Raw genomic sequence first — 22,344 nt, forward strand, 5'->3', positions numbered from 1 at the left:
CCGCTCGGCACCGCTTGGTGGCATCCGATCCCGAACAGGGGAGGTAGTCACATGCGCAGAGCAACACAGCTGGTCGCGCGGCTGTCGATCGCCGCGCTCGCCGCGATGGGCCTGGCCGTGCCGGTCAACCTCGTCACCGCCGCACCCGCCGCCGCGGTCGGCCCGCAGACCTGGGCCGACGAGTTCAACGCCGCCGCGGGCACGCCGGTCGACGGCAGCAAGTGGAAGTTCGACATCGGCGGCGGCGGCTACGGCAACAACGAGCTGCAGTACTACACCAACAGCACCAGCAACGTCGCGCACGACGGCCAGGGCCACCTGGTCATCACCGCGCGCAAGGAGAACCCGGCGGGCTACAGCTGCTGGTACGGCAGCTGCCAGTACACCTCCGCGCGCCTGCTCACCCAGGGCAAGTTCACCCAGACGTACGGGCGGTTCGAGGCGCGCATCAAGATCCCGCGCGGGCAGGGCATGTGGCCCGCGTTCTGGATGCTGGGCAACGACATCGCCACCAACCCGTGGCCCAACAACGGCGAGATCGACATCATGGAGAACATCGGCTCCGAGCCGGGCACCGTCCACGGCAGCCTGCACGGTCCGGGCTACTCCGGCGGCAACCCGCTCACCGGGCAGTACACCCTGCCGGGCGGCGCCGCGCTGTCCAACGATTTCCACACGTACGCCGTCGACTGGGCGCCGGGGTCGGTGACCTGGTACCTCGACGGCGTCCAGTACTCCCGCAAGACCAGCGCCGACGCGGGCGGCAACCGCTGGGTCTTCGACCACCCGTTCTTCATGATCATGAACGTGGCCGTGGGCGGCAACTGGCCCGGCTCCCCCAACGCCGGCACGTCGTTCCCGCAGACGATGGTCGTCGACTACGTCCGCGTGTACGCCAACGACGGCGGCACCACCCCCGGCGCGTCGTCGATCATCGGCACCGGCAGCAACCGCTGCATCGACATCCCCAGCTCGAACGCGGTCGACGGAGCGCGTCTGCAGATCTGGGACTGCAACGGCACGGACGCCCAGAAGTGGACCTTCGCGGCCGACGGCAGCGTGCAGGCGCTGGGCAAGTGCATGGACGTCGCGGCGGGCTCCACGGCCGACGGCGCGGCGGTCCAGCTCTACACCTGCAACGGCACCGGAGCACAGAAGTTCACCCTCAACGCCGCGGGCGACCTGGTGAACCCGCAGGCCAACAAGTGCGTCGACGTCACCGGCGCGGCCACCGGCAACGGCGCCAAGCTCCAGCTGTGGACCTGCGGCGGCGGCAGCAACCAGAAGTGGCGCAAGGGGTAACCCGCACGCCGACCGGGCCCGCCGCGCTCCGCACGGCGGGCCCACCCCACCCACCAGCGGCCCGACAGCCCGGCAGCCCGGCAGCCCGGCAGCCCGGCAGCCCGGCAGCCCGGCAGCCCGGCAGCCCGCGATGATCGCTGTCTCCGGTCACGACGTCAGCTACCAGGCGATTTCTCGACCGGAAACTGCGATCATCGCCCCCACCGCCCGGCGCGACAGGCGATCAGGAAGCTGTGCCCGCGACACGCCGTCGAGCACTGCCATAAGTTCATGATCAACGGGAAGGGGCACCGCGCGGCGCGGGGCGGGGCGAGGGCGGGGGTGGTGGTGGGCGGCCTTCAGGCGCGGCGGCCGCGGATGCCGAGGATGCGGCGGCCGACGGTGATCAGCTGCTCGCGCAGCACGTCGGCCGGGTGGTGCGCCAGGATCGGCGAGGAGGCGGTGGTCGCGATGCCCGCCAGCGCCGCGACGGCGTTGATCTCCGCGGCCGGGGTGTCGTCGAGGGTCATCAGCTCGGCCGGGCGCCGGAACATCTCGACGATGTCCGGGTGGCTCTCCAGCGCGCTGGTCACGCCCGGGTCGGTGCCGATCATGGCGATCAGAGCCCGGTGCTTGACGGTCAGGTCGACCAGGCCCGACAGCATCGCGTCGGCCCGCGCGGCCGGGGTGCGCTGGGCCTGGGCGGTGGTGATGATGCCGCGCAGCTCCTCGATGGCGGGGGCGATCACCGCGGTGAGGATGTCGTCGCGGGTCTTGAAGTGGTGGTAGATCGCGGCCTTCGTCACACCGAGGTTGTCGGCGATCATCTGAAGCGAGGTGCCCGCGAAGCTGTGCATGGCGAACAGCCGGCAGGCCTCGTGGATCAGGCGCTGCCGGGTGCGTTCCGGGCCGCGCGAGTCGGCCTGGGCCACAGCTGTCACGGCGTACTCCTTACCAGATCACTCACTTCAGGGAAAGTCCCTGCTCGTAAAGGCTAGCCGTTCGGCAATCCCTCGCCCAGCCGTTCGGCTAGCTGGGAACTTACCGAACGGCAAGCTGAAAACTTGCCGAACGTCAAGTTCACGCCTTGCCGATCGGCTTGCTCCCACCTTGCCGAACGGCTAGTGTCGGGCCGGATGCGGCGTACCCCTCCACGCAGTGTGAACAGCGTGTTTCGCCGTGATTACCGCCACCCTTCCACCGTTCGGAGTCCTCCACCGTGGCAACGTTCCTCTACCGTCTCGGCCGGTTCTCGTACCGTCGCCGCTGGCTGGTGCTCGGCGTCTGGGTGCTGCTGCTCGCCCTCGCGGGTGCCGGTGCCGCCACCCTTTCGGGCACGATGTCCAACGACTTCAAGATTCCGGGCACCGAGGCGCAGCGGGCGATCGACCAGCTGAGCGAGCGCTTCCCCGAGGCGCACGCCGGCGGTGCCAGCGCCCGCGTCGTGTTCGCCATGCCCGAGGGCAAGACCGTCGCCGACCCCGCCGTGCAGGCCGCGATCGGCCAGGTCGTGGCGCAGTTGCAGCACGCGCCGCAGGTGGCGCGGGTCGTCGACCCGTACACGGCGAAGTCCATCTCCATGGACGGCCGCTACGCCTTCGCCCAGGTCTCCTACGCGGTGCAGGGGATGGCGCTGACCGACGGCGACCGCGAGGCGCTGATGGACGCGGCGCAGACCGGCCGCGACGCCGGGCTGACCGTGGAGGTCGGCGGTGACGCGCTGCGGGCCAACCCGGAGACCGGCATCGTCGAGGTCATCGGCCTGGCCATCGCCGCGCTCGTGCTGATCATCACGCTCGGCTCGCTGGTCGCGGCCGGGCTGCCGCTGCTGACCGCGTTCGCGGGCGTGGCCGTCGGCATGGCGGGCATCCTCATCGCCACCCGCGTCGCCGACATCAACTCCAACAGCCTGATCCTGGCGCTGATGCTGGGCCTGGCCGTCGGCATCGACTACGCCCTGTTCATCGTGTCCCGGTTCCGGCACGAACTGCTGGTGCGCAAGGACGGCGCGGAGGCGGCCGGGCGCGCGGTGGGCACGGCCGGTTCGGCGGTCGTCTTCGCCGGCCTCACCGTGATCATCGCGCTGGCGGCGCTGTCGGTGGTCGGCATCCCCCTGCTGCGCGGTATGGGCCTGACCGCCGCCGGCGTCGTCGCCATCGCGGTGCTGGTCGCCATCACCCTGCTGCCCGCGCTGCTCGGCTTCACCGGCGAGCGCCTGGTCAAGGGCCGCCTGTTCGGCCACGCCACCCCCGATCCCGAGGCCGACGGCGGGCCGGTGCCGATGGGCGAGCGCTGGGCCCGGTTCGTGGTCCGCTTCCGGATCCCGGTGCTGATCCTGGCCATCGCCGCGCTCGCCGTGATCGCGATCCCGGCCAAGGACCTGCGCCTCGGCCTGCCCGACGACGGCATGCAGCCCTCGACCACCACCCAGCGCAAGGCGTACGACCTGCTCAGCAACGGTTTCGGGCCGGGCTTCAACGGCTCGCTGGTGATCGTCGCCGAGCTGCCCGCGGGCACAGACCCGCAGGCGGCGACCATGACGCTCGCCGGAAAGCTGATGACCCTGCCCAACGTGGCGTACGCCGCGCCGCAGGGCCTGAGCCCCGACGCCCGCACCGCGCTGGTGGCCGTCATCCCGAAGACCGGCCCCAACGACCCGGCCACCGCCGAGCTGGTGCACCGCATCCGCGACCACCGCGCCGAGATCGCCGCCGGAACCGGCGCCACGCTCGCGGTCACCGGCGTCACCGCGCTGGCCATCGACGTCTCCACCCGCCTGGACGACGCGCTCGTGCCGTACCTGGCCGTCGTGGTCGGGCTGGCGTTCCTGCTGCTGCTGCTCGTGTTCCGGTCGCTGCTGGTGCCGCTCAAGGCCACGCTCGGGTTCCTGCTCAGCGTCGCCGCCACGTTCGGCGCGGTGGTGGCCGTGTTCCAGTGGGGCTGGCTGGGCGACGTGTTCGGCGTCGAGGTGACCGGGCCGATCATGAGCATGCTGCCGGTGCTGCTCATCGGCATCCTGTTCGGCCTGGCCATGGACTACCAGGTGTTCCTGGTGACCCGGATGCGCGAGGACTTCGTGCACGGCGCCCCGGCCCGCGAGGCGGTCGTCACCGGGTTCCGCCACGGCGCACGGGTCGTCACGGCCGCGGCGATCATCATGATCAGCGTGTTCGGCGGGTTCGTGTTCTCGGGCGAGACGCTGATCCAGTCGATCGGCTTCGCGCTGGCGTTCGGCGTGCTGGTGGACGCGTTCGTCGTACGCATGACGATCGTGCCCGCGGTGATGTCGCTGCTGGGCAAGGCCGCCTGGTGGCTGCCGCGCTGGCTGGGCCGGATCCTGCCCGACATGGACGTCGAGGGCCAGCGCCTGAACAAGCCGGAACCCGCCCCGGCCGAGCCGGTCACGGTCGCCTGACGGACCACCCCGCGTGCCCCGGACGCCGAAGGCGTCCGGGGCACGCGCCTGTCCGGTGCGCGCGTTCCGGGGCGCCCGGCGGGTTCGTGCAGTTTCGGGGAAAGTGCTGGAAAACGCGCCAAGATTCGTGCAGTTTCCCCGAAACTGCCCGAACCCACGCGGGGCGCGGGGCGCGGGGCACGCGCGGGTCGGTCGCGTCGCGTGGGGACGGACGTGCGACACAGTGGCGGTTAAGTGCCACCGAGTGGGGTAGAAAGCGTTCGTGTCCCGACAGACCTGGATCATCATCGCCGTCATCGGCGGTATCCTCTGCCTGCTCACCCTCTGGGGTGCGATCAAGCTGGGCAAGCGGCTCTTCCTGACCAAGCGGCTGCTGGACCAGGTCGGCGCCGGCGGCAAGTGGGCCTTCTACGGCGCGCTGATCTACACGTTCCTGCCGATCGACCTGCTGCCCGACCCCATCTACCTCGACGACATGGGCGTGCTCGCCGCCGCCCTGGTCTACCTCACCAGCCTGCTGCGCAAGCGCGGGGTGAAACTGCCGCTGCCGCGCTCGCACCAGTCAGACGGCGAGCGCGGCAGCGTACGGCGCTAGCCGATCAGGCGTCGTCCCACTTGAACAGCAGCGCGGCGATGGCCGACACCACCACCGAGAACGCGGCCAGGATGCCGACGGTGGGCAGCGTGGCGGAGAAGCCCTCGCCGCGCACCATCACGTCCTGCATCGAGCTGACCAGGTGCTTGAGCGGCAGCAGGTTGGAGACCTGCTGCAGCCACTCGGGCGCCCCGTCGAGCGGGAAGAACGCGCCCGACAGGAACGCCATCGGCAGCACGATCAGGTTCGCGATCGCGCTGGCGGCCTCGGACGTCTTGGCCGCCGCCCCGGCGAGCAGGCCGATCGACAGGAACGCCAGCGTCCCGACGACCATGAGCGGGATGAAGGCGTACCACTGATCCGACAGTTGCAGGCCGAACGTGGGCAAGAGCGCGACCCCGATGAACACGGCCGACTGCACCAGCGCGAGCAGGACGCTGACCGACACCCGGGCGCCGATCACCGAGGCCAGCGGCACCGGGGACAGCCGCAGCCGCCGCAGGATCTTCTTCTGCCGCCACGACACCAGGGTCAGCGCGGCGCCGAACGTCGCGCCGCTGGCGATCGCCCAGCCCAGCAGGCCCGGGGTCATGTACTGGATCGCCTTGAGCGACTCGTCCTCGACCGGCTTGCTGGTGAGGGTCAGCGCGGGTTTGGTCACACCCGCGGCCGCCAGATTGGACTGCTGCACGAACGCCTGCATGATGCCCTGCACCGTGGCCGCCTTGACCTGGTCGGCGGCGGAGAAGTGCACGATGATCTGGTCACCCTGCTGCTCCAGCGCCGCGGCGACGTCGCCCTTGCGCACCTTCTCCAGCGCCGCGGCGCGGTCGTCCTCGCGGGTCACCGAGAGCACGTCGGCCAGCTGCTGCTTGGCGTCGGCGGGCAGGTTGTCCAGGGCCGTGATCGACCCGATCTGCACGACGTCGGTGCGGGAGGCGCCCGGCGACTTGAACAGCGCCCCGAAGATGATCAGGAACATCAGCGGGAACAGGACGGTGAAGAACAGCGCGGTGCGGTCGCGGAAGAAGCCGCGCGCCATGGCCGCGGAGAGGCTGATCAGGCTTTTCATGCGCGGTACTCCCGTCCGGTCAGGTGCAGGAAGACGTCCTCGAGCGTGGCGCCGCGCACCGACAGGCCGCGCAGCGCGTCCCGCTCGGCCAGGGCCGACAGCACGGGCGCGGGCGTACGCGTGGCGAATGTCAGCGACACCCCGTCGTCGTCCACCTCCACGCCGTCGACCAGCGACCGGGCCGCGTCGAGCGTCAGTACGCCGCTCTCCACCGAGATGCGCGTCGGCGCGTCGAGGTCGCGTACGAGCGTGGCGGGCGGACCCGACTCCAGGATCTTGCCGTGGTCCATGATGGCGACCCGGTCGCAGAGTGACTCGGCCTCGTCCAGGTAGTGCGTGGTCAGCACCACGGTGCGGCCCTGGGAGTTGATGTCGCGCAGCACGTCCCACAGGTTGCGGCGCGCCTGCGGGTCCAGGCCCGAGGTCGGCTCGTCGAGGAAGACCAGGTCGGGCTCGTGCGCCAGCGCGCACGCGATGGACAGGCGCTGCTGCTGGCCGCCGGACAGCTGCTCGTTGCGCTTGCCGGCCATGTCGGCCAGCCCGACGCGGTCGAGCCACTCGTCGGCCTTCTTGGCGGAGACGCCGTACAGCGAGGCGAAGGTGCGGATCTGCTCGCGGGCGGTCAGCCGCTCGAAGAACGCGCTGGCCTGCAACTGCACGCCGATGCGGGGCAGCAGCCTGGGGTTGCGCGGCCAGGGCTTCTCGCCGAACAGGGTTACCTGGCCGCCGTCGGGCTGGCGCAGCCCTTCGATCATCTCCAGGGTGGTGGTCTTGCCGGCGCCGTTCGGGCCGAGGATGCCGAAGAACTCCCCCGCCTGCACCTCGAACGACACCCCGTCCACGGCCACGAGTTCCCCGTAGGCCTTGCGCAGGTCGGTGACCTGGATCGTCGGTGACATGCGTTGCACCATACCGACTTCACGCCATCGCGATCATCCCGATTAGACGGTGCCTATCCGGCGAAACGGTCGAGAAGCTGCCTTTCCGCCCGCTCCACCGCCTCGTCGTCGGCGGGGTCGGGCACCTTCACCCCGGCCCCGGTCACCGTGTACCACTCGTCGGCGCCGCGATACTGCACCCGCAGCGTGACCTGCCCGTCCGGGCCTACCCGCGGCTCCATGGACAGGTCCCCGGTGATGGTCCCGACCTCGTCGGTCATGACCCCGCCGGGCGGGGCCGTCATGTTCGTCACCATGAAGATCACATACCCGGTGCGGAGATGCTCAATCCTGCTGGCCGCTCTGCTCCCGGCGGGCCTTGGCGCGGCGCTTGCCCTCGTGCATCGCCTGCACCCGGGCGATCGGGATGGTGTGGCCCTCCGCGACCAGGTCCGCGGGCAGCGCCTGCGGCGCGGGCATGGCCTCGGCCCACCGGTCGACGCCGCCGAGCAGCCCCGGCACGTTGCGGATCGTGAAGTCGGCGGGCACGACCGAGGTCAGGTCGGCCCAGCCCACCGGGTACGACACCGGGGCGCCCGGACGCAGGCGGGGGCTGTACGCCGCCACGACCGTGCCGCCGCCCGCGCGGGTGGAGTCGAGGAAGACCCGGTCGCCGCGGTCGGCCTTGATGAACGCGGTCGTGGCCAGCTGCGGGTCGAGGCGTTCGGCACGGGCCGCCACGGCCCGGGTCGCGGCGGCGACGTCCTCGGTGCCGAGCGCGCCGTCGAGCGGCACGAACACGTGCACGCCCTTGGCACCGCTGGTCTTGACCGCCCCGTCCAGGCCCATGTCGACCAGCACCTGCCGCACCAGCAGCGCCGCCTGCGCGGCGGCGGCGAATCCGCCGGGTCCGGCGTCCTGCGCCTCCGGCGGGTCGAGGTCCAGCACCAGGTGCGTCGGGTGGGCGAAGTCCGCGGCGAGCACCAGGGTCGGGTGATACTCGATCGCCCGCTGGTTGGCGAACCACAGCAGGGTGCGGCGGTCGTTGCAGAGGGCGTACGTCACCTCGCGGTGCGACGTCTCGGCCCACAGCGACACCGACTCCACCCAGTCCGGGGTGTACTTGGGCAGGTTCTTCTGCATGAACGGCGGCTGGTCGCGCAGCATCCGCACCACCGACAGCGGCCGGTCGCGCACCGCCGCCAGCATCATCGGGTGTACGGCGTCCAGGTAGTCGACCAGGTCCCGCTTGGTCGCCTCAGCACCGTCGAACAGGAGCTGGTCGAGGTTGGTCAGCGACACCCCGTCGCGTGTCTCACCCGCAGTCGCCACCTGATCACCTTCTCCCGTCGATGCCGCCGCCGTCAATGCCGCACTTATCCCATACCACCACCAGAGCCCCGGCCGGGCGGCAATGTGCGACCTTCGATGGCCTGGGCGGCGGGCTGGGAGGATGCCCGCCGCCGCCGGAACCGCGATCAGCCCGCGTTGGCCCGGAACACCGGGAGGTAGCCCTTGGACTGGCCGTTGCTGGTCGGGTGGTACGAGATGCTGAGGCTGGCGAAGTTCAGCGCGTGCAGCCACTTGTCGCCGCTGCACAGCTGGTGCCCGACGAAGATCGAGCGGACGTCGGCGAACACGAACCCGTGCGCCTGGGCGGCGGAGCGGGTCATGTCGTCGATGAGGTTGATGCCCTCATCGATCTTCGCGTGGGAGGTGGCGCTCAGCCCGATGCAGGTGGTGCCGAGCTGGTAGAAGACCGGGTAGTCGAGGACGACGACGCGGGCGTTCGGGGCCTTGGACCGGATGTTGCTGTACAGCGTGTTCAGCAGACCGGTGAGGCTGGAGCGGGCCTTGTCCTCGGCCGCCTGGACCGCGGCGACGCACTCGGTGGTGCCCTTGAGCGCGCAGGTCGACATGATGTTGCTGAACCCCATGTCGTTGCCGCCGGCGCTGACGCTGACCAGCGTCGTGGTGCTGCTGAGCGCCGACAGCTGGGAGCTGATGACGGTCGTGGTCGTCGCCCCGGAACAGGCGACCGACACGTACGAGGCGGGGGCGTTGGCGGCGGCCCACAGCGCGGAGTACGCGTTGGGGCTGCGCTGGCAGGTGCCGCTCTCGGAACCGGCTCCCACTCCCGAGGAGTAGGAGTCGCCGAGGGCGACGTAGCGGACGGATGAGGCAGCCTGTGCGGGTGTGGCTGCCAGGGTGACCATCGCAGCGAATGCGGTGGCGAATCCCACCGCGATGGTCGTGAGACGCGATCGGCGCAAAGTCGTCCTCCGGGCTAGGGGGTCGATCGATCACGTATAGATACCAGCTTCTATGCCGCGTGTGAATACCTTGTAACGCAAGGCGTGCAAGAACTTTCAGCGACCTTGGTGTGACCGCTCGTATTTGATCGAGGTCGCGAGTGGACCACCCTGGTCAACGCGCTGGAAACCGGATGGTGGCGCTGAAGGAATCGAGAAATTCGCAGATCTTCACAGCTGCTCAGGCGACCATGCCGAGCATCATGGTGATCTCGGAGGTGCGGGTCTGGTCGACCCGGGTGGCCAGTTCCAGGGCACCGGAGTGGATGCCGCCGCCCAGTTCCATCCGGGCGTACTCGACGGCCTGGTGCTGGTGGCCGATGAGCAGGTTGAGGAACGTCTTGTCGAAGTCGGCCGCCGGCGTGTCGCGCAGGGCCGCGATCTCCTTCGGGCCGGTGGCGTTCATGCCGCCGTGCCCGGCGTGCAGGTTCGGGTCGGCGGCGGGCGACGCCGGCTGCTTCCAGGCCGCGAGCCAGTCCCGCATGGTCCTGGCCTCGTCGGCCTGGGTCACGGCGATCGCGGCGGCGAGCTCGCGCACCTGCTGGGTGGTGCCGCGATTCCTGGCCAGTTCGAGCAGCTCGGCGGCGGGGCCGTACTGGGCGGCCATCATCTGCAGGAACATCACGTCGGTGTCGTTGAACGCCCCCGAGGGCGAGACCGGCGGCGGCGGCGAGCCGAGCGGGGACGCACCGGCCTGCGTCCCGAGCGGCTGCGGCGCGGGCGCCGCCCCTTCGGGGCTGCCGCATCCGGCCAGCACGAGTACGGCGGCGGCCAGCGCCACGATGCGCTTCATCGTTCTCCTCGGGGGTACGGGGCGGGTCCGCCACCTCGGGGGGCGGGGTGGCGGACCCGGTCTGTCGGATGTGGCTAGATGCGCTGCCAGAGCGCGGGGGTGTTCGGCGGCTCCCAGCCGGCGAGCGCCGTGTGCGACTGCAGGCACCGGTAGCTCACACCGGCGTAGGTGACCGTCGAGCCGGCCGGGTAGTACGTGCCGGCGGTCCAGGTCGTCCCCGCGGGCGGGGTCGGGCTGGACGTCGGCTGCGGGGACGGCGACGGCGGGTTGGTGGACGGGGTCGGGCTGGGCGTCGGGTTGCCGCCACCGCCGCCTACCTGCAGGTCCACGCAGGAGTAGAAGGCGTTGGCGGTGTCGTAGACGTTCCAGCGCGCCAGCACGGTGATCCGGCCGGTGCGCCCGCCGAGGCTGACGGCGTGGCTGACGGTCGCGCCCGGGGTGGCGCCGTTGTCGTTGACGACGGCGATCCGGGTGCTGCCGACGAAGTACTCCCACGTGCTGGTGCGGTGGCGGGCGGTGAGCACCCAGTTGAAGGTGACGTTGTTGCCCACCGACGTGGTCGGCCACGGCCGGGAGTTGTCGTTCAGGATCGCGAACCGGCTGCCGCCGCCGTTGCACTGCATCGAGCCCTTGGGGGCCTCGACGCTCTGCGGCTCCCAGACGATGTCGCCGCAGTCGAACGACGTCTTGTGCTGGGCGCAGTTCGCCTGCCGGCTGGCCGGCGACGAGATGTACCCGTGGGCACTGGCCGGTACGCCGACCAGCAGGGACGCCGCTACCGCGATGATCGAGAGCACCGGTACGGCGATTCGTTTCCGCATGGCTCCTCCTCGCTTGGTTGGAGAGGGACGCGCCGGTCGCCGGGGTGGGAAGCCATCGACGCTGGTTCATAGAAATGTAAAGACAAGATTCCTAACAGTAAATACTCCTTACCATGCCGATTCAATTTGGCACGTTCCGTGACGCGGGTCCGAGTCCGGGGGTCCGGGTTCGGGTTAACCCCACCCCGGTTCGCCTGCTGGCCGCATGGGCTGCGAGCAGCGCGGCCAATACGGTGACGGCATGACCCCCACCGTGCGCCGCCTGGGCGCCGACACCGTGTACGTCGTCGTCAGCATGCTGCTGGCCGTGCCGACCCTGGTCCTGGCCATCGCCGGGTTCGCCGCCGGCGTCGGGACCGCGATCCTGCTCGGCGCGGGCCTGTTCATCCTGTCCGCCACCCTGATGATCGCCCGAGGGCTGGCCGACCTGGAGCGGCTGCGCGCGGCCAGGGTGCTGGACCGGCCGCTGCCCCGCCCGCTCTACCGCACCGCCGAGCCCGGCGGTTCGGTCGTCCGGCGGCTGCTGACGCCCCTGCGCGACGGCCAGTCGTGGCTGGACCTGCTCTGGGCCGTCCTGCAGTACCCGCTGGCGATCGTCGGGTTCGTGCTGACCGTCACCTGGTGGGCCGTCTCCCTGGGTGGGCTGACCTACTGGTTCTGGTCCCGCTGGCTGCCCGACAGCCCCGACCAGCACGGGCTGGCCGAGCTGATCGGGCTGAGCGACAGCCCGGCCACCGAGCGCTGGCTCCAGTTCGCCATCGGGGCCGTGTTCGCGCTGAGCCTGCCCTGGGTCGTACGCGGCTGCGCCCTGCTCACCGCCCGCCCCGCCGCGACCCTGCTCAGCGACCTGGGCGACACCCGCGCCCAGCTGCTGCGCTCCCGCGCCCAGACCCGGGCCGCGGTCTCCGCCGAGGCGACCGCGCTGCGGCGGCTCGAACGCGACATCCACGACGGGCCGCAGCAGCGCCTGGTCCGGCTCGCGCTCGACCTCGGCCGGGCCCGCCAGCAGCTGGAGACCGACCCGGAGCGGGTCCGCGAGACCCTCGACGAGGCGATCGACTTCACCCGCGAGACCCTCGACGAGCTGCGTACGCTCTCGCGCGGCATCGCCCCGCCGATCCTGGCCGACCGCGGCCTGGCCAGCGCGCTCACCGCCGTGGCCAGCCGCTGCCCGGTCCCGGTCGCGCTGCGCCTGGACGAGGACCTGGCCGCGGGCGGGCGGCTGCCCGACGCCGTCGAGGCGGGCGTGTACTTCGCCGTCGCCGAAGCGCTGACCAACGTGGCCAAGCACAGCGGCGCGGGCATCGCGAGCGTCACCGTCGCCGTCGACGGCGCTACCGTGATCGCGTCGGTGACCGACGACGGACGGGGAGGCGCGCACATGGCGAAGGGACACGGGCTGGCCGGGCTGGCCGACCGCATCGAGGCGCTGGGCGGGCACATGACCGTCGAGAGCCCGGCGGGCGGGCCGACCGCGCTGCGCTGGGAGCTGCCGTGCGCGTAGTCCTCGCCGAGGACGCGGTGCTGCTGCGCGAGGGCCTGATCCGGCTGCTGGAGGAGAACGGCTGCACCGTCGCGGCCGCCGTCGGCGACGGTCCGGCCCTCGTCGAGGCGGTGAACCGGCTGCGGCCCGACGTCAGCGTCGTCGACGTACGGATGCCGCCGTCGCACACCGACGAGGGGCTGCGCGCGGCGGTGGCGGTGCGGCGGACGTACCCGCAGGCGCCGATCCTGGTGCTGTCACAGTATGTCGAGGTGTCCTACGCCGACGACCTGCTGGCGCTGATGAGCGGGCCGCGGCCGGGCGGCGTCGGCTACCTGCTCAAGGACAGGGTCGCCGACGTGGCCGACTTCGTCGACGCGGTGCGCCGGGTCGCGGCGGGCGGCACCGTGCTCGACCCGCAGGTGGTGGCGCAGCTGCTGGTACGCCGCCGCCCGGCCGACCCGCTCGGTTCGCTCAGCCCGCGCGAGCGGGAGGTGCTGGGCCTGATGGCCGAGGGTCGCTCCAACACCTCGGTGGCCCGGCGCCTGGTCGTCACCGAGGGCGCCGTCGAGAAGCACGTGACCAGCATCTTCACCAAGCTGGGCCTGCCACCCGACGACAACGACCACCGCCGCGTCCTGGCCGTCCTGGCCTTCCTCCGCTCCTGACCCCGGCCCGCTCCCCCACCTCCCGGCCCGCTCGCGGCCCGCTCGCGGGGGTGGGTGATCGCTGTCCGCGGTCGAAACCTGATGTAGGAGCGGCGTTTCCGACCGCGGACACCGATCATGGCGCCAGTGCAACCCCGGCGGGCCGCCGGACGTCGCCGCCGTGCTCCGCGACCAGGCTCGACGTGAGGCGGAGACCGCGGGCTGAGCATCCCGACGTCGATCGGCGCAGTGAACGGTGATCATTCGTCGGGATCGGCGATGCGGTAGCCGACGCCGGGGGTGGTGCGGATGACCGGCGGATCGCCGAGCTTGCGGCGCAGCCGCCCCACCGTGACGGTGACCGTGTTGGTGAACGGGTCGGCGTGCTCGTCCCACACCTGCTCCAGCAGCGCCTCGGTGCTCAGGTACGCCGGACTCGCCCGCAGCAGCGCCTCCAGCAGCGAGAACTCCTTGACCGACAGGTCGAGGCGGCGGCCGTCGCGGGTGGCGGTGCGCCGGATCGGGTCCAGCTCGATCCCGGCGGCGCGCAGGGTGCGCGGATGGGCGGTCGGGCGGCGCCGGGCCAGCGAGCGCACCCGCAGCACCAGTTCGGGGAAGTGGAACGGCTTGGCCAGGTAGTCGTCGGCGCCGAGGGTGAGGCCGCCGACCCGGTCGCCGGGCGCCCCGGCGGCGGTCAGCATCAGCACCATGGGGCGCGGCTGCCGGTCGACTACCATCTGGCAGAGCGTGTCGCCGTGCAGACCGGGCAGGTCGCGGTCGAGCACGACCACGTCGTACGTGTTGACGTCGAGTTTTGCTGCGGCCGCCAGTCCGTCGTACGCCACGTCGACGGCCATGCCCTGGTCGCGCAGCCCTTCGGCGACGACCTCGGCCAGTTCCCGCGCGTCCTCGACCACCAGCACCCTCATGCCGCCCCGCCCCGGTCGGCGGCGAAGGTGACGGTGGCGAGCAGGCCGCCCTCGGGCCGGGCGCGCAGCTCCAGGCTGCCGCCGTGCGCCTGCGCGACGGCCGCGACGATGGCCAGGCCCAGCCCGGAGCCGCCGCCCGAGCCGGTCCGGGCGGCCCCGAGCCGCCGGAAGGGGCGGCCGAGCTGCTCCACCTGCGCCTGTTCCAGCACCGGCCCGTCGGACTCGACGACCAGTCCGGCCGGGTCGCCGCCGCTCGTGGCGACGCGGATGCGGCCGCCGTCGCGGTTGTGCGCCACGGCGTTGTCGACGAGGTTGCCGACCAGGCGCGACAGCAGCGCCTGGCTGCCCTCGACCGGGGCCGGGCGCAGGCCGGTGGTGTCGACGGCCAGCTCCCGGGCGGCGATGTCCGGGCCCCGCGCCGCCAGGGCCTGCTCGGCGACCTGGTCGAGGCGGACGGTGGCGCCGTCGCCGAACGCGCCGTGCTGCACGCGGGCGAGGATCAGCAGCCCGTCGAGCAGGTGGTCGACGGTGTCGAGGTCGGTGCGCAGGCGCTGCGCCAGCGCGACGGTCTGCGGGGGCGGCGGCTGCGGCTTGGCCAGTGCCACGTCGAGCCGGGCGCGCATGGTCGCCAGGGGCGTACGCAGCTCGTGCGAGGCGTCGGCGGCGAACCGCCGCTGCGCCGCGAACGACGCCTCCAGCCGGGCCAGCAGGTCGTCGATGGTGTCGGCGAGGTCTTTCACCTCGTCCTCGGGGCCGGTCACGGCCAGCCGCCGGTCGAGGTCGTCGGCGGTGATGTTCCTGGTCGCGGCGGTGATGGTGCGCAGCGGGCGCAGCACCCGTACCGCGAGCAGGCGTCCGGCCAGCAGCGACGCCGCCGCCAGCACCGCCAGCGCGACGAGCGAGCCCACCAGCAGGCGCCGGGCCTGGGCGGACTCTGCCTGGGCCAGCTGCTCCTGGAGCCGGTGGATCTGCTGCTGGGCCGCGGCCAGGTCGGTCTGCGCGGACGGCACCTGCCCGGGGACGGGTTCGGTGTTCTTGACGGCGGCGAAGACGTTGACCAGCAGCAGCAGCGCAGCGCCGCTGGCCAGGAAGATCGCCGCGTACAGCAGCGTGAACCGCCGGCCGACGGTGCCGCGTGCCAGCCTTGACCTGCCCATGCGCCCTCTTCCCGGTCGGTGCCGCCTCCAGCATGCCCGGTGCGGCATAACAGGGGCATGACAGCGGCGGTTCGGGCCGTGTTAGGGGCCGGTCCGTAGAACCGTCGTCATGCATACCCCCGAAGAGTCCTTTCCTGCCTCGCTGCGTGCTGCCTGGGCCGAGCTGGCCCGGCGCGGCCGCGTGCTGGCGCTGGCCGGCGCCGCGCTGCTGGTGCTGGCGTTCGCGCTGCTGCCCGGCCTGGCCGTCCACTCCTCGTGCAGCCAGGGGCCGGTGGAGGTGCCGTGCCCGGTCGATCCGCGCGACGAAGCCGGGCGGGCGGTGGCCGACGAGTTCTGGTTCGCGCACCGCGGCCTGGACGGCGACGGCACCATCACCGCCCGGCTGACCGAGCTGACCGGCACCATCACGTACCCGCCGCCCCACCACGACCAGATCGTGTCCGGCCTGGTGCCGTGGGCCAAGACCGGGCTCATCATCAAGGACGGGCTGCGGCGGGGCTCGGCGTACGCGGCGATCATGATGACCGGCGCCCACGGCGTGCGGATGCAGCACAGCTATGTCGAGGACGTCGCCGGGCAGCCCGGCGGGGTGTCGGCGGCGCAGCCGCGCTGGCTGCGCCTGACCCGGTCGGGCGACGTCATCACCGGGTACGAGTCGGCCGACGGGCAGCGCTGGACGCAGGTCGGCACGGCGCGGCTGCCCGGCCTGCCCGCCACGGTCCAGGTGGGCCTGTTCGCCGCCTCGCCCGGCGACCTGACCCTGCGCGAGATCGGCCTCGGCGGGCACGTCGGCGAGAGCCGCTTCACGCAGGCCGTGGGCGTGTTCGACAGCGTCGCCGTGGACGGCCGCGCCGCGCCGGGCCCGTGGGGCAGCGACAGCGTCGGCGAGATGAACCACACCGACTGGGAGAAGTACCACCGGGCGTCCGGGCTGGTGGAGGCAGGCGGCACGCTGACGGTCAGCGGCACCGGCGACATCGGGCCGGTCGGCGCCGAGGGCGGCCAGCGCGTCGAGGGCACCCTGATCGGCCTGTTCGCGGGGCTGATCGTGGTCATCGTGGTGGCGGTGCGGTTCGGCGCGGCGGGGACGCGGCGCGAGCTGGCCGCCCGGTCGGCGGTGCTCGGCGGCGCCGTGTTCGCGGGCAGCCTGGCCACCGCGGCGGTCGCACTGCCGCTGGGGGTGTGGCTGCTGCGCCGGGCCGGGGTGAACGTGCTGCCGGTGGGGCTGTTCACCCAGGCGCGGGTGGTCGTCGGGGCGGCCGCGGTCGCGGCGCTGGTGGCGGTGTTCGCGCTCGCGCTGGGCGTGCTGCTGCGGCGGCGGTGGCAGGCGGTCACCGCCGGGCTGGGGATCGTGGTGCTGCCGTACCTGTTCGGGGTGGTGCCGTACCTGCCGGACGGGGTGTCGGCGTGGCTGCTGCGGGTCACGCCCGCGGCCGGGTTCGCGGTGCTCCAGACCGTGGACGAGTTCCCGCAGGTGACCGCCCACTACGCGCCGTACGCGGGCTACTTCCCGCTGCCGGGCTGGGCGGGCCTGGCGGTGCTGGGCGCGTTCGCGGGCGCCGCGTACGCGCTCGCCGCCCGGCGCACCGCCCACTGACCGCGCCGAGAGGCAGGGCACCTGGTCACGCAGGTGCCCTGCCGCTCAGCGCGAAGGTGAGCAGGGGGCCGTCGCGGTCGACGAGCCTCGCCTCGGCGAGCAGGCCGTCGGCGAGCAGGCGGCGGAAGGTGCGCAGGGCGGGCTGGTTGGCGGCCAGCACGTGCAGCAGGACGGTCGGCAGGCCCGCGCCGATCGCCCGGGTGACCAGGCGACGGGCCAGCGCGGTGCCCAGGCCGCGGCGCTGCCAGGCGTCCTCGACCAGGATCGCCACCTCGGCGGTGTCCGCTCCGTACGCGACGAGCTGGGCCGCGGCGACGAGCTGCCCGTCGGCGGCGCCGCCGCTGGCGATCGCGACGGAGGTGTGGCCTGCGGCCAGCAGCTTGGCGAGCTGGGCGCGGGGCGGCGCCCCGGCACCGCTGAGGTAGCGGCGGTAGAGGCTGTCGGGCGAGCAGCGCCCGTGCATGTCGACGATCCCGTCGAGGTCGTGCTCGGTGGCGGTGCGCAGCAGCGGTGCCGCGGGCGGCGCCCAGCCTCCTATGTCGAGCATCATAATCGGATCCTGCGCTATGATGGCCGTCATAGTCAAGCGCGTACCCGTGGAGTGGACATGGACAGCAGCCGCGAGAAGATGGTCAAGACCGCGGCCCGCCTGCTGTCCGAGCGCGGCTATGCCGCCACGTCGTTCCAGGACGTGATCGCCCGCTCCGGCGCCCCGCGCGGCTCGATCTACCACCACTTCCCCGGCGGCAAGGAGCAGCTGGCCGCCGAGGCCCTGCGCTGGTACGCCGAACGCACCCGCTTCCAGATCCCCGACGGCGCCGACCCGGCCCTGACCGCCGTCGCCGGCTACTTCGCCGCCACCGCCGCCTGGCTGCGCAAGACCGAGTTCCGGGGCGGCTGTCCGTTCGCCGGGGTGGCCCTCGACGTCTCCCCCGGCGAGCCGCTGTACACCCTGGTCGCCGAGACCTTCGCCGACTGGTGCCGGGTGCTGGAGCACGCCTTCACCGCCGAGGGCTGCCCGGCGCCGACGGCCCGCGCCCTGGCCAGCCTCGTGGTCGCCGGGGCCGAGGGCGGGCTGCTGCTGGCCCGCGCCCAGCGCGACACCAAGCCGCTCGACGACGTCGCCGCCCAGGTCCTGGCCCACCTGCGGGCGACGCTCGACGCCCACCGGCCCACCCCGGCGCCGGGCGCCGCGGCCGCTCGGTAGCGTGCACACCCATGCTCAAGCAGCGCCTGTTCATCGCGGTATACCCGCCGCCGGACGCCGTCGCCGACCTGGCCGCCGTGGCGTCCCGACTGGCGTTCAACCGGCCGCACGCCGACGGGCTGTCCCTGCGCCCGGTGCCGCCCTGGCAGTGGCACATCACCCTGGCCTTCCTCGGCGAGATCACGCCTGAGCAGGCTGGATCGGCGTGCACCGCGATGACGGCGGTCGCCGACCGCCCCGCGCCGGTGCTCCGGCTCGGCGGCGGGGGCCGCTTCGACAACGGCCGCGCCAGCGCGGTCTGGGCCGGGGTGCGCGGCGACCTGGCCGCGCTGCACGAGCTCACCGAGCGGCTGCGCCGGGAGCTGTCGGCCGCCGCCGTCCCGTTCGACCCCCGGCCCTACCAGCCGCACCTGACGCTGGCCCGGCCCGGCGAGCGGCTCGAACCCGACGAGCTGCGCGAGGTGCTCGACCGGCTCGACGCGTACGCCGGACCGTCCTGGCCAGCCGACCGCATCGTGCTCATGCGCAGCGACCACCCGGTCAGCAACGACTACACCGAAGTGTTCGCCGCGCCGCTGCCCGGTTGACGGTCAGCAGGGCGGCCGCGCGGCGGTGGCCGCGCCCGGATCGCGGTCGGGCTGCCGCACCAGGCTGCCGCCGTCGGGTTCGGGATACAGCCACGCCTGCGCCGACCCGACCGTGGTCAGCACGAACGGTTTGCCGCCGTCGTCGACGGTGAGCACCCCGTCGCCCGCCGCCGAGGAGTAGTCCACCTCCAGCACCCATTCGATCGCGTCCTCGGTGGAGACCACCGTCACGTCGATGACCTCCTCGTCGGAGGCGCTGACCGTGAACGCGGGCGCCTCGGCCGGGCCTGCGTCGTTGACCCACTGGCCGTGCACCGCCCCGCCGTCGGCGCTGACCCGCAGGTGCTCCGGCACGACCGCGGCGCCGCAGCCGTCCCAGGCGTTGAACCAACCGGGCTGCGGCCGCGAGCGCTTGAGCACCTTGACCCGGATCGACTCCAGGTGCACCAGCGTCGCGTCGCGGCCGCGCAGCACGAAGCGCACCTGGTCCTCGTCGGCGATGACGCCGCCCTGGGCGATGGCCCAGTCGGCGAACGCCGACTTGTCGATCGCGGCCAGCGCCCGGTCGGGCACCGACCCCTGGTCGGCGGTCGCGGGAAGGACGAAGTTCGGCGACTCCGCGTACTGGTGCACCACGGTCGCCGCGACCGGGGCGGGCGGCGGGTCGATCGCCTCGCCGAGCTGGTCCAGCAGCTTCGGCACGTAGTACGAGCCGACGGCGCCGAACACCCCGAACGCGGTGAGCACCGCGAGCCCGCGCAGCACCCATTTGCGCGGCCCGGTCGGCGGCGGGGCCTGCGGCGGCACCGGGGGCACCGGCACCGGCGGAGCCGGACGCGGTGCGGCGACCGGCGCGGGCTGGGGCGGCACCGGCCGGGGCGGCGGCGGGACCTCGGAGGGGTCGACCGGCAGCGAGGGTGTCGTCACCCGCCGAAGGGTAATGGCCCCGTCCGGCCGGGACGGTCGGCTGATCGTCCCGCCGGACTGTCCGCTAGCCGACTGTCACCAGGCCCAGGCCTCCGGTCCGGGGCCGCCGTTGCCGACCGGCGGGAAGATCTCGTCCAGGCGGGCCAGCACGTCGGCGCCCAGCTCGGTCGTCAACGCGGCCAGCGGCAGGTCCAGCTGCTCGGGCGTACGCGGGCCGACCACGGGCGCGGTCACCCCGGGGCGGGACAGCAGCCAGGCCAGCGCCACCGTGGTCGGGGCCAGGCCGAGGTCGGCGCACAGGCGCTCGTACCGCTCGATCGCGGCCCGGTGCGGCTCGACCCGTTCGGGCGCGTGCAGGACGCTGCGCCCGCTCTCGCCGTCGCGCTGCTTGCGCAGCGCCCCCGACAGCGCCCCGAAGTGCAGCGGCGAGTACGGCAGCACCCCGATGCCGTGCGCGATCGCCGACGGCAGCACCTCCAGCTCCACGTGGCGCGTGAGCAGGTTGTACTTGGCCTGCTCCGACACCAGCCCGAGCAGGTGCCACTTCGCGGCCGCGGCCTGTGCCGCCGCCAGGTGCCACCCGGCGAAGTTCGACGATCCGGCGTAGCGGACCTTGCCCTGGGTGACCAGGGTCTGCATCGCCTGCCAGATCTCCTCCCAGGGCGTGTCGCGCTGCACGTGGTGCAGCTGGAACAGGTCGATCCAGTCGGTGCGCAGCCGCCGCAGCGACGCCTCGCAGGAGGCGATGATGTGCCGGGCCGACAGGCCGCCGTCGTTGGGCCAGTCGCTCATCGGCGCGTACACCTTCGTGGCCAGCACGACCCTGTCCCGCTGGCCGGTGCGGGCGAACCAATTGCCGATGAAGCGCTCGCTCATGCCGTCGCCGCGCTCGCTGCCGTACATGTTGGCGGTGTCGACGAAGTTCACGCCGTCGGCCAGCGCCCGGTCGAGGATCGCGTGGCTGGCCGCCTCGTCGATCTGCCAGGCGAAGTTCATGGTGCCCAGGCACAGGCGGCTGACGCGCAGGCCGGTGCGGCCCAGGTGGGTGTATTCCATGCCGCGACCGTAGGAGCCGGTCGCGGCTGGCCCGCAGCCGTTCGACTGTGCTCGAATACCAGCGTGATCGAGATCGAGTTCGGGGCCGCCGACCTGGTCGACGTGCGGTTCGCGCACTCGCCGATGGCCGAGGTGGTCACCAGCACGATGGCGCTGACCCGGCGCACCGGCCACTGGCTGCACGCGGCCTGGCGGGAGCGGACGCTGCCGCTGTTCACCGGTCCCGAGCTGGCCGTCCTGCGCGCGGTCGTGTCCGGGCCCTGCTACATCCCCGACTTCCTCACCCCGGTGCTGCCGGCCGCCCGGCCGGGCCTCGACGACGAGCTGGCCGCCGTCGCCGCCACCCCGCCGGACCGGGTCGCGGCCGAGGTCGCGGCGGCCTGGGCGGGACACGCCCCGCCGCCGGAGGCCGCGCGGTTCCTGACCGACCCGGCCGCCGCGCTGGTCACGCTCGTCGCGCAGGTGCGGCACTACTTCGACCGGGCCATCGCACCGGTATGGCCGAGGCTGCGCGCCGCCGTCGAGGCCGAGCTCGCCCACCGGGCCCGGCTCGCCGCCGACCACGGCCCCCGCGCGCTGGTCGCCGGGCTGCACCCGCAGCTGGACTGGGACGGCTCGGCGCTGCTGCTGGCCAGCGCCAAGTCACGCCAGTGGACCCTGGACGGGCACCGGCTGGCACTGCTGCCCACCGGGTTCGCCGGGCCGACGCTGCACACCATGACCGAGGCGGTGCACGGCCGCGCCCTCTGGTACGCCCCGCGCGGCTACGGCAGCATCTGGGACGCCGAGGTGCCCGGTCCGTCGCAGGCACTGGCCGCGCTGCTCGGGCCGACCCGGGCCGCCGTGCTGTCCGCGCTGGCCGTGCCCGCGAGCACCGGCGAGATCGCCACCACGCTGGGCCTGGCCCCGGCGACCGCCTCGCACCACCTGACCACGCTGCGCGACGCGGGCCTGGTCACCGCCGAACGCACCGGCCGCCGGCTGTCCTACCGCCGCACCCCCGTCGGCGAACAGCTCACCTGAGCGGCCTGCTTGCTCCTGCGGGGTACACGTGTGGGGTTGTGCGTACAACCGCTCACGCCCGGACGACCCCAGCCGTCCGGGCCGGACGCCGCGTGAGCCTGGACAGCAGCGCGCCCGAGCCGTGCACGACTGCGACGAGCAGCGCGAACGGCGCCGCCGTGAACAGGCCGACGATCAGCCACGCCGTGGCCACCGTCGGCGCGGGCACGTCCGCCGCCAGGCCGACCGTCCACGTTCCGGCGCCGAGCAGCGCGAACGCGGCGGCCGCCGCGAGCACCGGGGCCGCCAGCCAGCCGGTCCGGCGCGCCACGAACTCGCCGACGAGCACCGCGGGCAGCGCCACCATGGCCGTCACCACGCCGCCCAGCACGGCCGCCAGCAGCACCAGCAGCGGCCCGGCGAGCGGTCCGCCGAGGTCGCCGCCGCGCACCAGCGCCACGAGCAGCAGGGCCGCGTAGCCGAGCAGGCCCTCGGCGACGAAGACCGCCCAGCTCGCGAGCGCCCCCGCCGTGTACCGCCCGAGGTGGCCGAGCCCGCGAAGCACCTTCATGACCAGGGAGGATA

At 73.0% G+C, this 22,344-nt stretch carries 23 protein-coding genes; 9 read left to right on the forward strand and 14 right to left on the reverse strand.

Features of this window, described 5'->3' with window-relative positions; translation table 11 throughout:
- The first annotated feature begins 51 nt into the window (after positions 1-51).
- Positions 52-1,302 carry a glycoside hydrolase family 16 protein gene (locus Cs7R123_RS26680; RefSeq protein WP_212830447.1) on the forward strand — a complete coding sequence of 417 codons (1,251 nt, stop codon included), beginning with the start codon at positions 52-54 and terminating at the stop codon, positions 1,300-1,302.
- Between the two features lie 338 nt (positions 1,303-1,640).
- Here Cs7R123_RS26680 and Cs7R123_RS26685 read toward each other — a convergent pair whose 3' ends face one another.
- On the reverse strand, positions 1,641-2,222 hold the full coding sequence (locus Cs7R123_RS26685; RefSeq protein ID WP_212830448.1) for a TetR/AcrR family transcriptional regulator: 582 nt from the start codon (positions 2,220-2,222) through the stop codon (positions 1,641-1,643).
- Positions 2,223-2,500: 278 nt separating this feature from the next.
- Here Cs7R123_RS26685 and Cs7R123_RS26690 point away from each other — a divergent pair, with 278 nt between their 5' ends.
- Positions 2,501-4,696, forward strand: a complete 2,196-nt coding sequence (locus Cs7R123_RS26690) for an MMPL family transporter (protein ID WP_212830449.1) — start codon at positions 2,501-2,503, stop codon at positions 4,694-4,696.
- A gap of 262 nt (positions 4,697-4,958) precedes the next feature.
- A complete protein-coding gene (locus Cs7R123_RS26695) occupies positions 4,959-5,291 on the forward strand; it encodes a YkvA family protein (protein WP_212830450.1) in 333 nt (110 codons plus the stop codon).
- A 4-nt stretch (positions 5,292-5,295) separates the two neighbouring features.
- Here the strand turns inward: Cs7R123_RS26695 and Cs7R123_RS26700 are convergent, their stop codons facing one another.
- From Cs7R123_RS26700 to Cs7R123_RS26730, 7 genes are all read right to left on the reverse strand, one after another.
- Positions 5,296-6,363: an ABC transporter permease gene (locus Cs7R123_RS26700; RefSeq protein ID WP_212830451.1), complete on the reverse strand. Its 1,068-nt coding sequence runs from the start codon at positions 6,361-6,363 to the stop codon at positions 5,296-5,298.
- Positions 6,360-7,262: an ABC transporter ATP-binding protein gene (locus tag Cs7R123_RS26705; RefSeq protein ID WP_212830452.1), complete on the reverse strand. Its 903-nt coding sequence runs from the start codon at positions 7,260-7,262 to the stop codon at positions 6,360-6,362. Before Cs7R123_RS26705 ends, Cs7R123_RS26700 begins: the two co-directional genes overlap by 4 nt.
- A 53-nt stretch (positions 7,263-7,315) precedes the next feature.
- Positions 7,316-7,546, reverse strand: a complete 231-nt coding sequence (locus Cs7R123_RS26710) for a hypothetical protein (RefSeq protein WP_374707032.1) — start codon at positions 7,544-7,546, stop codon at positions 7,316-7,318.
- Between the two features lie 40 nt (positions 7,547-7,586).
- Positions 7,587-8,573 carry a DNA polymerase domain-containing protein gene (locus tag Cs7R123_RS26715; protein WP_212830454.1) on the reverse strand — a complete coding sequence of 329 codons (987 nt, stop codon included), beginning with the start codon at positions 8,571-8,573 and terminating at the stop codon, positions 7,587-7,589.
- A 146-nt stretch (positions 8,574-8,719) separates the two neighbouring features.
- Positions 8,720-9,457, reverse strand: a complete 738-nt coding sequence (locus Cs7R123_RS26720; RefSeq protein ID WP_212830455.1) for an SGNH/GDSL hydrolase family protein — start codon at positions 9,455-9,457, stop codon at positions 8,720-8,722.
- A gap of 277 nt (positions 9,458-9,734) precedes the next feature.
- A complete protein-coding gene (locus tag Cs7R123_RS26725) occupies positions 9,735-10,346 on the reverse strand; it encodes a DUF305 domain-containing protein (protein ID WP_212830456.1) in 612 nt (203 codons plus the stop codon).
- Positions 10,347-10,420: 74 nt separating this feature from the next.
- The gene (locus Cs7R123_RS26730) at positions 10,421-11,167 is read right to left on the reverse strand and encodes a lytic polysaccharide monooxygenase (RefSeq protein WP_212830457.1); all 747 of its coding nucleotides are present in this window, start codon (positions 11,165-11,167) and stop codon (positions 10,421-10,423) included.
- Positions 11,168-11,408: 241 nt separating this feature from the next.
- On the opposite strand from Cs7R123_RS26730, the gene Cs7R123_RS26735 reads away from it, so the two are divergent.
- Complete coding sequence (locus tag Cs7R123_RS26735) at positions 11,409-12,671, forward strand: sensor histidine kinase (protein WP_244872166.1); 1,263 nt, start codon at positions 11,409-11,411, stop codon at positions 12,669-12,671.
- Positions 12,662-13,318 carry a response regulator transcription factor gene (locus Cs7R123_RS26740; protein WP_212830459.1) on the forward strand — a complete coding sequence of 219 codons (657 nt, stop codon included), beginning with the start codon at positions 12,662-12,664 and terminating at the stop codon, positions 13,316-13,318. The genes Cs7R123_RS26735 and Cs7R123_RS26740 overlap by 10 nt, the downstream gene beginning before the upstream one ends.
- Before the next feature lie 239 nt (positions 13,319-13,557).
- Here the strand turns inward: Cs7R123_RS26740 and Cs7R123_RS26745 are convergent, their stop codons facing one another.
- Positions 13,558-14,226, reverse strand: a complete 669-nt coding sequence (locus Cs7R123_RS26745; RefSeq protein WP_212830460.1) for a response regulator transcription factor — start codon at positions 14,224-14,226, stop codon at positions 13,558-13,560.
- Positions 14,223-15,383: a HAMP domain-containing sensor histidine kinase gene (locus Cs7R123_RS26750; RefSeq protein WP_212830461.1), complete on the reverse strand. Its 1,161-nt coding sequence runs from the start codon at positions 15,381-15,383 to the stop codon at positions 14,223-14,225. Before Cs7R123_RS26750 ends, Cs7R123_RS26745 begins: the two co-directional genes overlap by 4 nt.
- Before the next feature lie 109 nt (positions 15,384-15,492).
- Between Cs7R123_RS26750 and Cs7R123_RS26755 the strand changes: the two genes are divergently transcribed.
- The gene (locus Cs7R123_RS26755; protein ID WP_212830462.1) at positions 15,493-16,980 is read left to right on the forward strand and encodes a hypothetical protein; all 1,488 of its coding nucleotides are present in this window, start codon (positions 15,493-15,495) and stop codon (positions 16,978-16,980) included.
- A gap of 25 nt (positions 16,981-17,005) precedes the next feature.
- On the opposite strand, the gene Cs7R123_RS26760 is transcribed toward Cs7R123_RS26755, so the two are convergent.
- Positions 17,006-17,530, reverse strand: coding sequence for a GNAT family N-acetyltransferase (locus Cs7R123_RS26760; protein ID WP_212830463.1), 525 nt, complete (start codon positions 17,528-17,530; stop codon positions 17,006-17,008).
- Between the two features lie 57 nt (positions 17,531-17,587).
- On the opposite strand from Cs7R123_RS26760, the gene Cs7R123_RS26765 reads away from it, so the two are divergent.
- Together Cs7R123_RS26765 and thpR are read left to right on the forward strand one after the other, a co-directional pair.
- Positions 17,588-18,187 (forward strand): TetR/AcrR family transcriptional regulator, encoded by a 600-nt coding sequence (locus Cs7R123_RS26765; RefSeq protein WP_212830464.1) that lies wholly within the window; start codon positions 17,588-17,590, stop codon positions 18,185-18,187.
- An 11-nt stretch (positions 18,188-18,198) separates the two neighbouring features.
- Complete coding sequence (gene thpR / locus Cs7R123_RS26770) at positions 18,199-18,774, forward strand: RNA 2',3'-cyclic phosphodiesterase (RefSeq protein ID WP_212830465.1); 576 nt, start codon at positions 18,199-18,201, stop codon at positions 18,772-18,774.
- A gap of 3 nt (positions 18,775-18,777) precedes the next feature.
- Here thpR and Cs7R123_RS26775 read toward each other — a convergent pair whose 3' ends face one another.
- The gene (locus Cs7R123_RS26775; RefSeq protein ID WP_212830466.1) at positions 18,778-19,701 is read right to left on the reverse strand and encodes a hypothetical protein; all 924 of its coding nucleotides are present in this window, start codon (positions 19,699-19,701) and stop codon (positions 18,778-18,780) included.
- A 75-nt stretch (positions 19,702-19,776) separates the two neighbouring features.
- Entirely contained in the window at positions 19,777-20,757 is a 981-nt protein-coding gene (locus Cs7R123_RS26780) for an aldo/keto reductase (protein WP_212830467.1), read from the reverse strand.
- A gap of 63 nt (positions 20,758-20,820) precedes the next feature.
- On the opposite strand from Cs7R123_RS26780, the gene Cs7R123_RS26785 reads away from it, so the two are divergent.
- The gene (locus Cs7R123_RS26785; RefSeq protein WP_212830468.1) at positions 20,821-21,780 is read left to right on the forward strand and encodes a helix-turn-helix transcriptional regulator; all 960 of its coding nucleotides are present in this window, start codon (positions 20,821-20,823) and stop codon (positions 21,778-21,780) included.
- A gap of 52 nt (positions 21,781-21,832) precedes the next feature.
- Here the strand turns inward: Cs7R123_RS26785 and Cs7R123_RS26790 are convergent, their stop codons facing one another.
- Positions 21,833-22,330 (reverse strand): hypothetical protein, encoded by a 498-nt coding sequence (locus tag Cs7R123_RS26790; RefSeq protein ID WP_212830469.1) that lies wholly within the window; start codon positions 22,328-22,330, stop codon positions 21,833-21,835.
- Positions 22,331-22,344 lie beyond the last annotated feature (14 nt).

Origin of the sequence: Catellatospora sp. TT07R-123 (genome assembly GCF_018327705.1) — a bacterium.
Lineage (GTDB): Bacteria > Actinomycetota > Actinomycetes > Mycobacteriales > Micromonosporaceae > Catellatospora.

What these genes read in the sequence shown, in the direction of transcription:
- Cs7R123_RS26680 (WP_212830447.1), top strand. Translation starts at nt 52, where the DNA reads ATGCGCAGAGCAACACAGCTGGTCGCGCGGCTGTCGATCGCCGCGCTC.
- Cs7R123_RS26700 (WP_212830451.1), bottom strand. Translation starts at nt 6,363, where the DNA reads ATGAAAAGCCTGATCAGCCTCTCCGCGGCCATGGCGCGCGGCTTCTTC.
- Cs7R123_RS26705 (WP_212830452.1), bottom strand. Translation starts at nt 7,262, where the DNA reads ATGTCACCGACGATCCAGGTCACCGACCTGCGCAAGGCCTACGGGGAA.
- Cs7R123_RS26710 (WP_374707032.1), bottom strand. Translation starts at nt 7,546, where the DNA reads ATGACGGCCCCGCCCGGCGGGGTCATGACCGACGAGGTCGGGACCATC.
- Cs7R123_RS26720 (WP_212830455.1), bottom strand. Translation starts at nt 9,457, where the DNA reads ATGGTCACCCTGGCAGCCACACCCGCACAGGCTGCCTCATCCGTCCGC.
- Cs7R123_RS26725 (WP_212830456.1), bottom strand. Translation starts at nt 10,346, where the DNA reads ATGAAGCGCATCGTGGCGCTGGCCGCCGCCGTACTCGTGCTGGCCGGA.
- Cs7R123_RS26730 (WP_212830457.1), bottom strand. Translation starts at nt 11,167, where the DNA reads ATGCGGAAACGAATCGCCGTACCGGTGCTCTCGATCATCGCGGTAGCG.
- Cs7R123_RS26735 (WP_244872166.1), top strand. Translation starts at nt 11,409, where the DNA reads ATGACCCCCACCGTGCGCCGCCTGGGCGCCGACACCGTGTACGTCGTC.
- Cs7R123_RS26745 (WP_212830460.1), bottom strand. Translation starts at nt 14,226, where the DNA reads ATGAGGGTGCTGGTGGTCGAGGACGCGCGGGAACTGGCCGAGGTCGTC.
- Cs7R123_RS26750 (WP_212830461.1), bottom strand. Translation starts at nt 15,383, where the DNA reads ATGGGCAGGTCAAGGCTGGCACGCGGCACCGTCGGCCGGCGGTTCACG.
- Cs7R123_RS26755 (WP_212830462.1), top strand. Translation starts at nt 15,493, where the DNA reads ATGCATACCCCCGAAGAGTCCTTTCCTGCCTCGCTGCGTGCTGCCTGG.
- Cs7R123_RS26760 (WP_212830463.1), bottom strand. Translation starts at nt 17,530, where the DNA reads ATGATGCTCGACATAGGAGGCTGGGCGCCGCCCGCGGCACCGCTGCTG.
- Cs7R123_RS26765 (WP_212830464.1), top strand. Translation starts at nt 17,588, where the DNA reads ATGGACAGCAGCCGCGAGAAGATGGTCAAGACCGCGGCCCGCCTGCTG.
- thpR (WP_212830465.1), top strand. Translation starts at nt 18,199, where the DNA reads ATGCTCAAGCAGCGCCTGTTCATCGCGGTATACCCGCCGCCGGACGCC.
- Cs7R123_RS26780 (WP_212830467.1), bottom strand. Translation starts at nt 20,757, where the DNA reads ATGGAATACACCCACCTGGGCCGCACCGGCCTGCGCGTCAGCCGCCTG.
- Cs7R123_RS26790 (WP_212830469.1), bottom strand. Translation starts at nt 22,330, where the DNA reads ATGAAGGTGCTTCGCGGGCTCGGCCACCTCGGGCGGTACACGGCGGGG.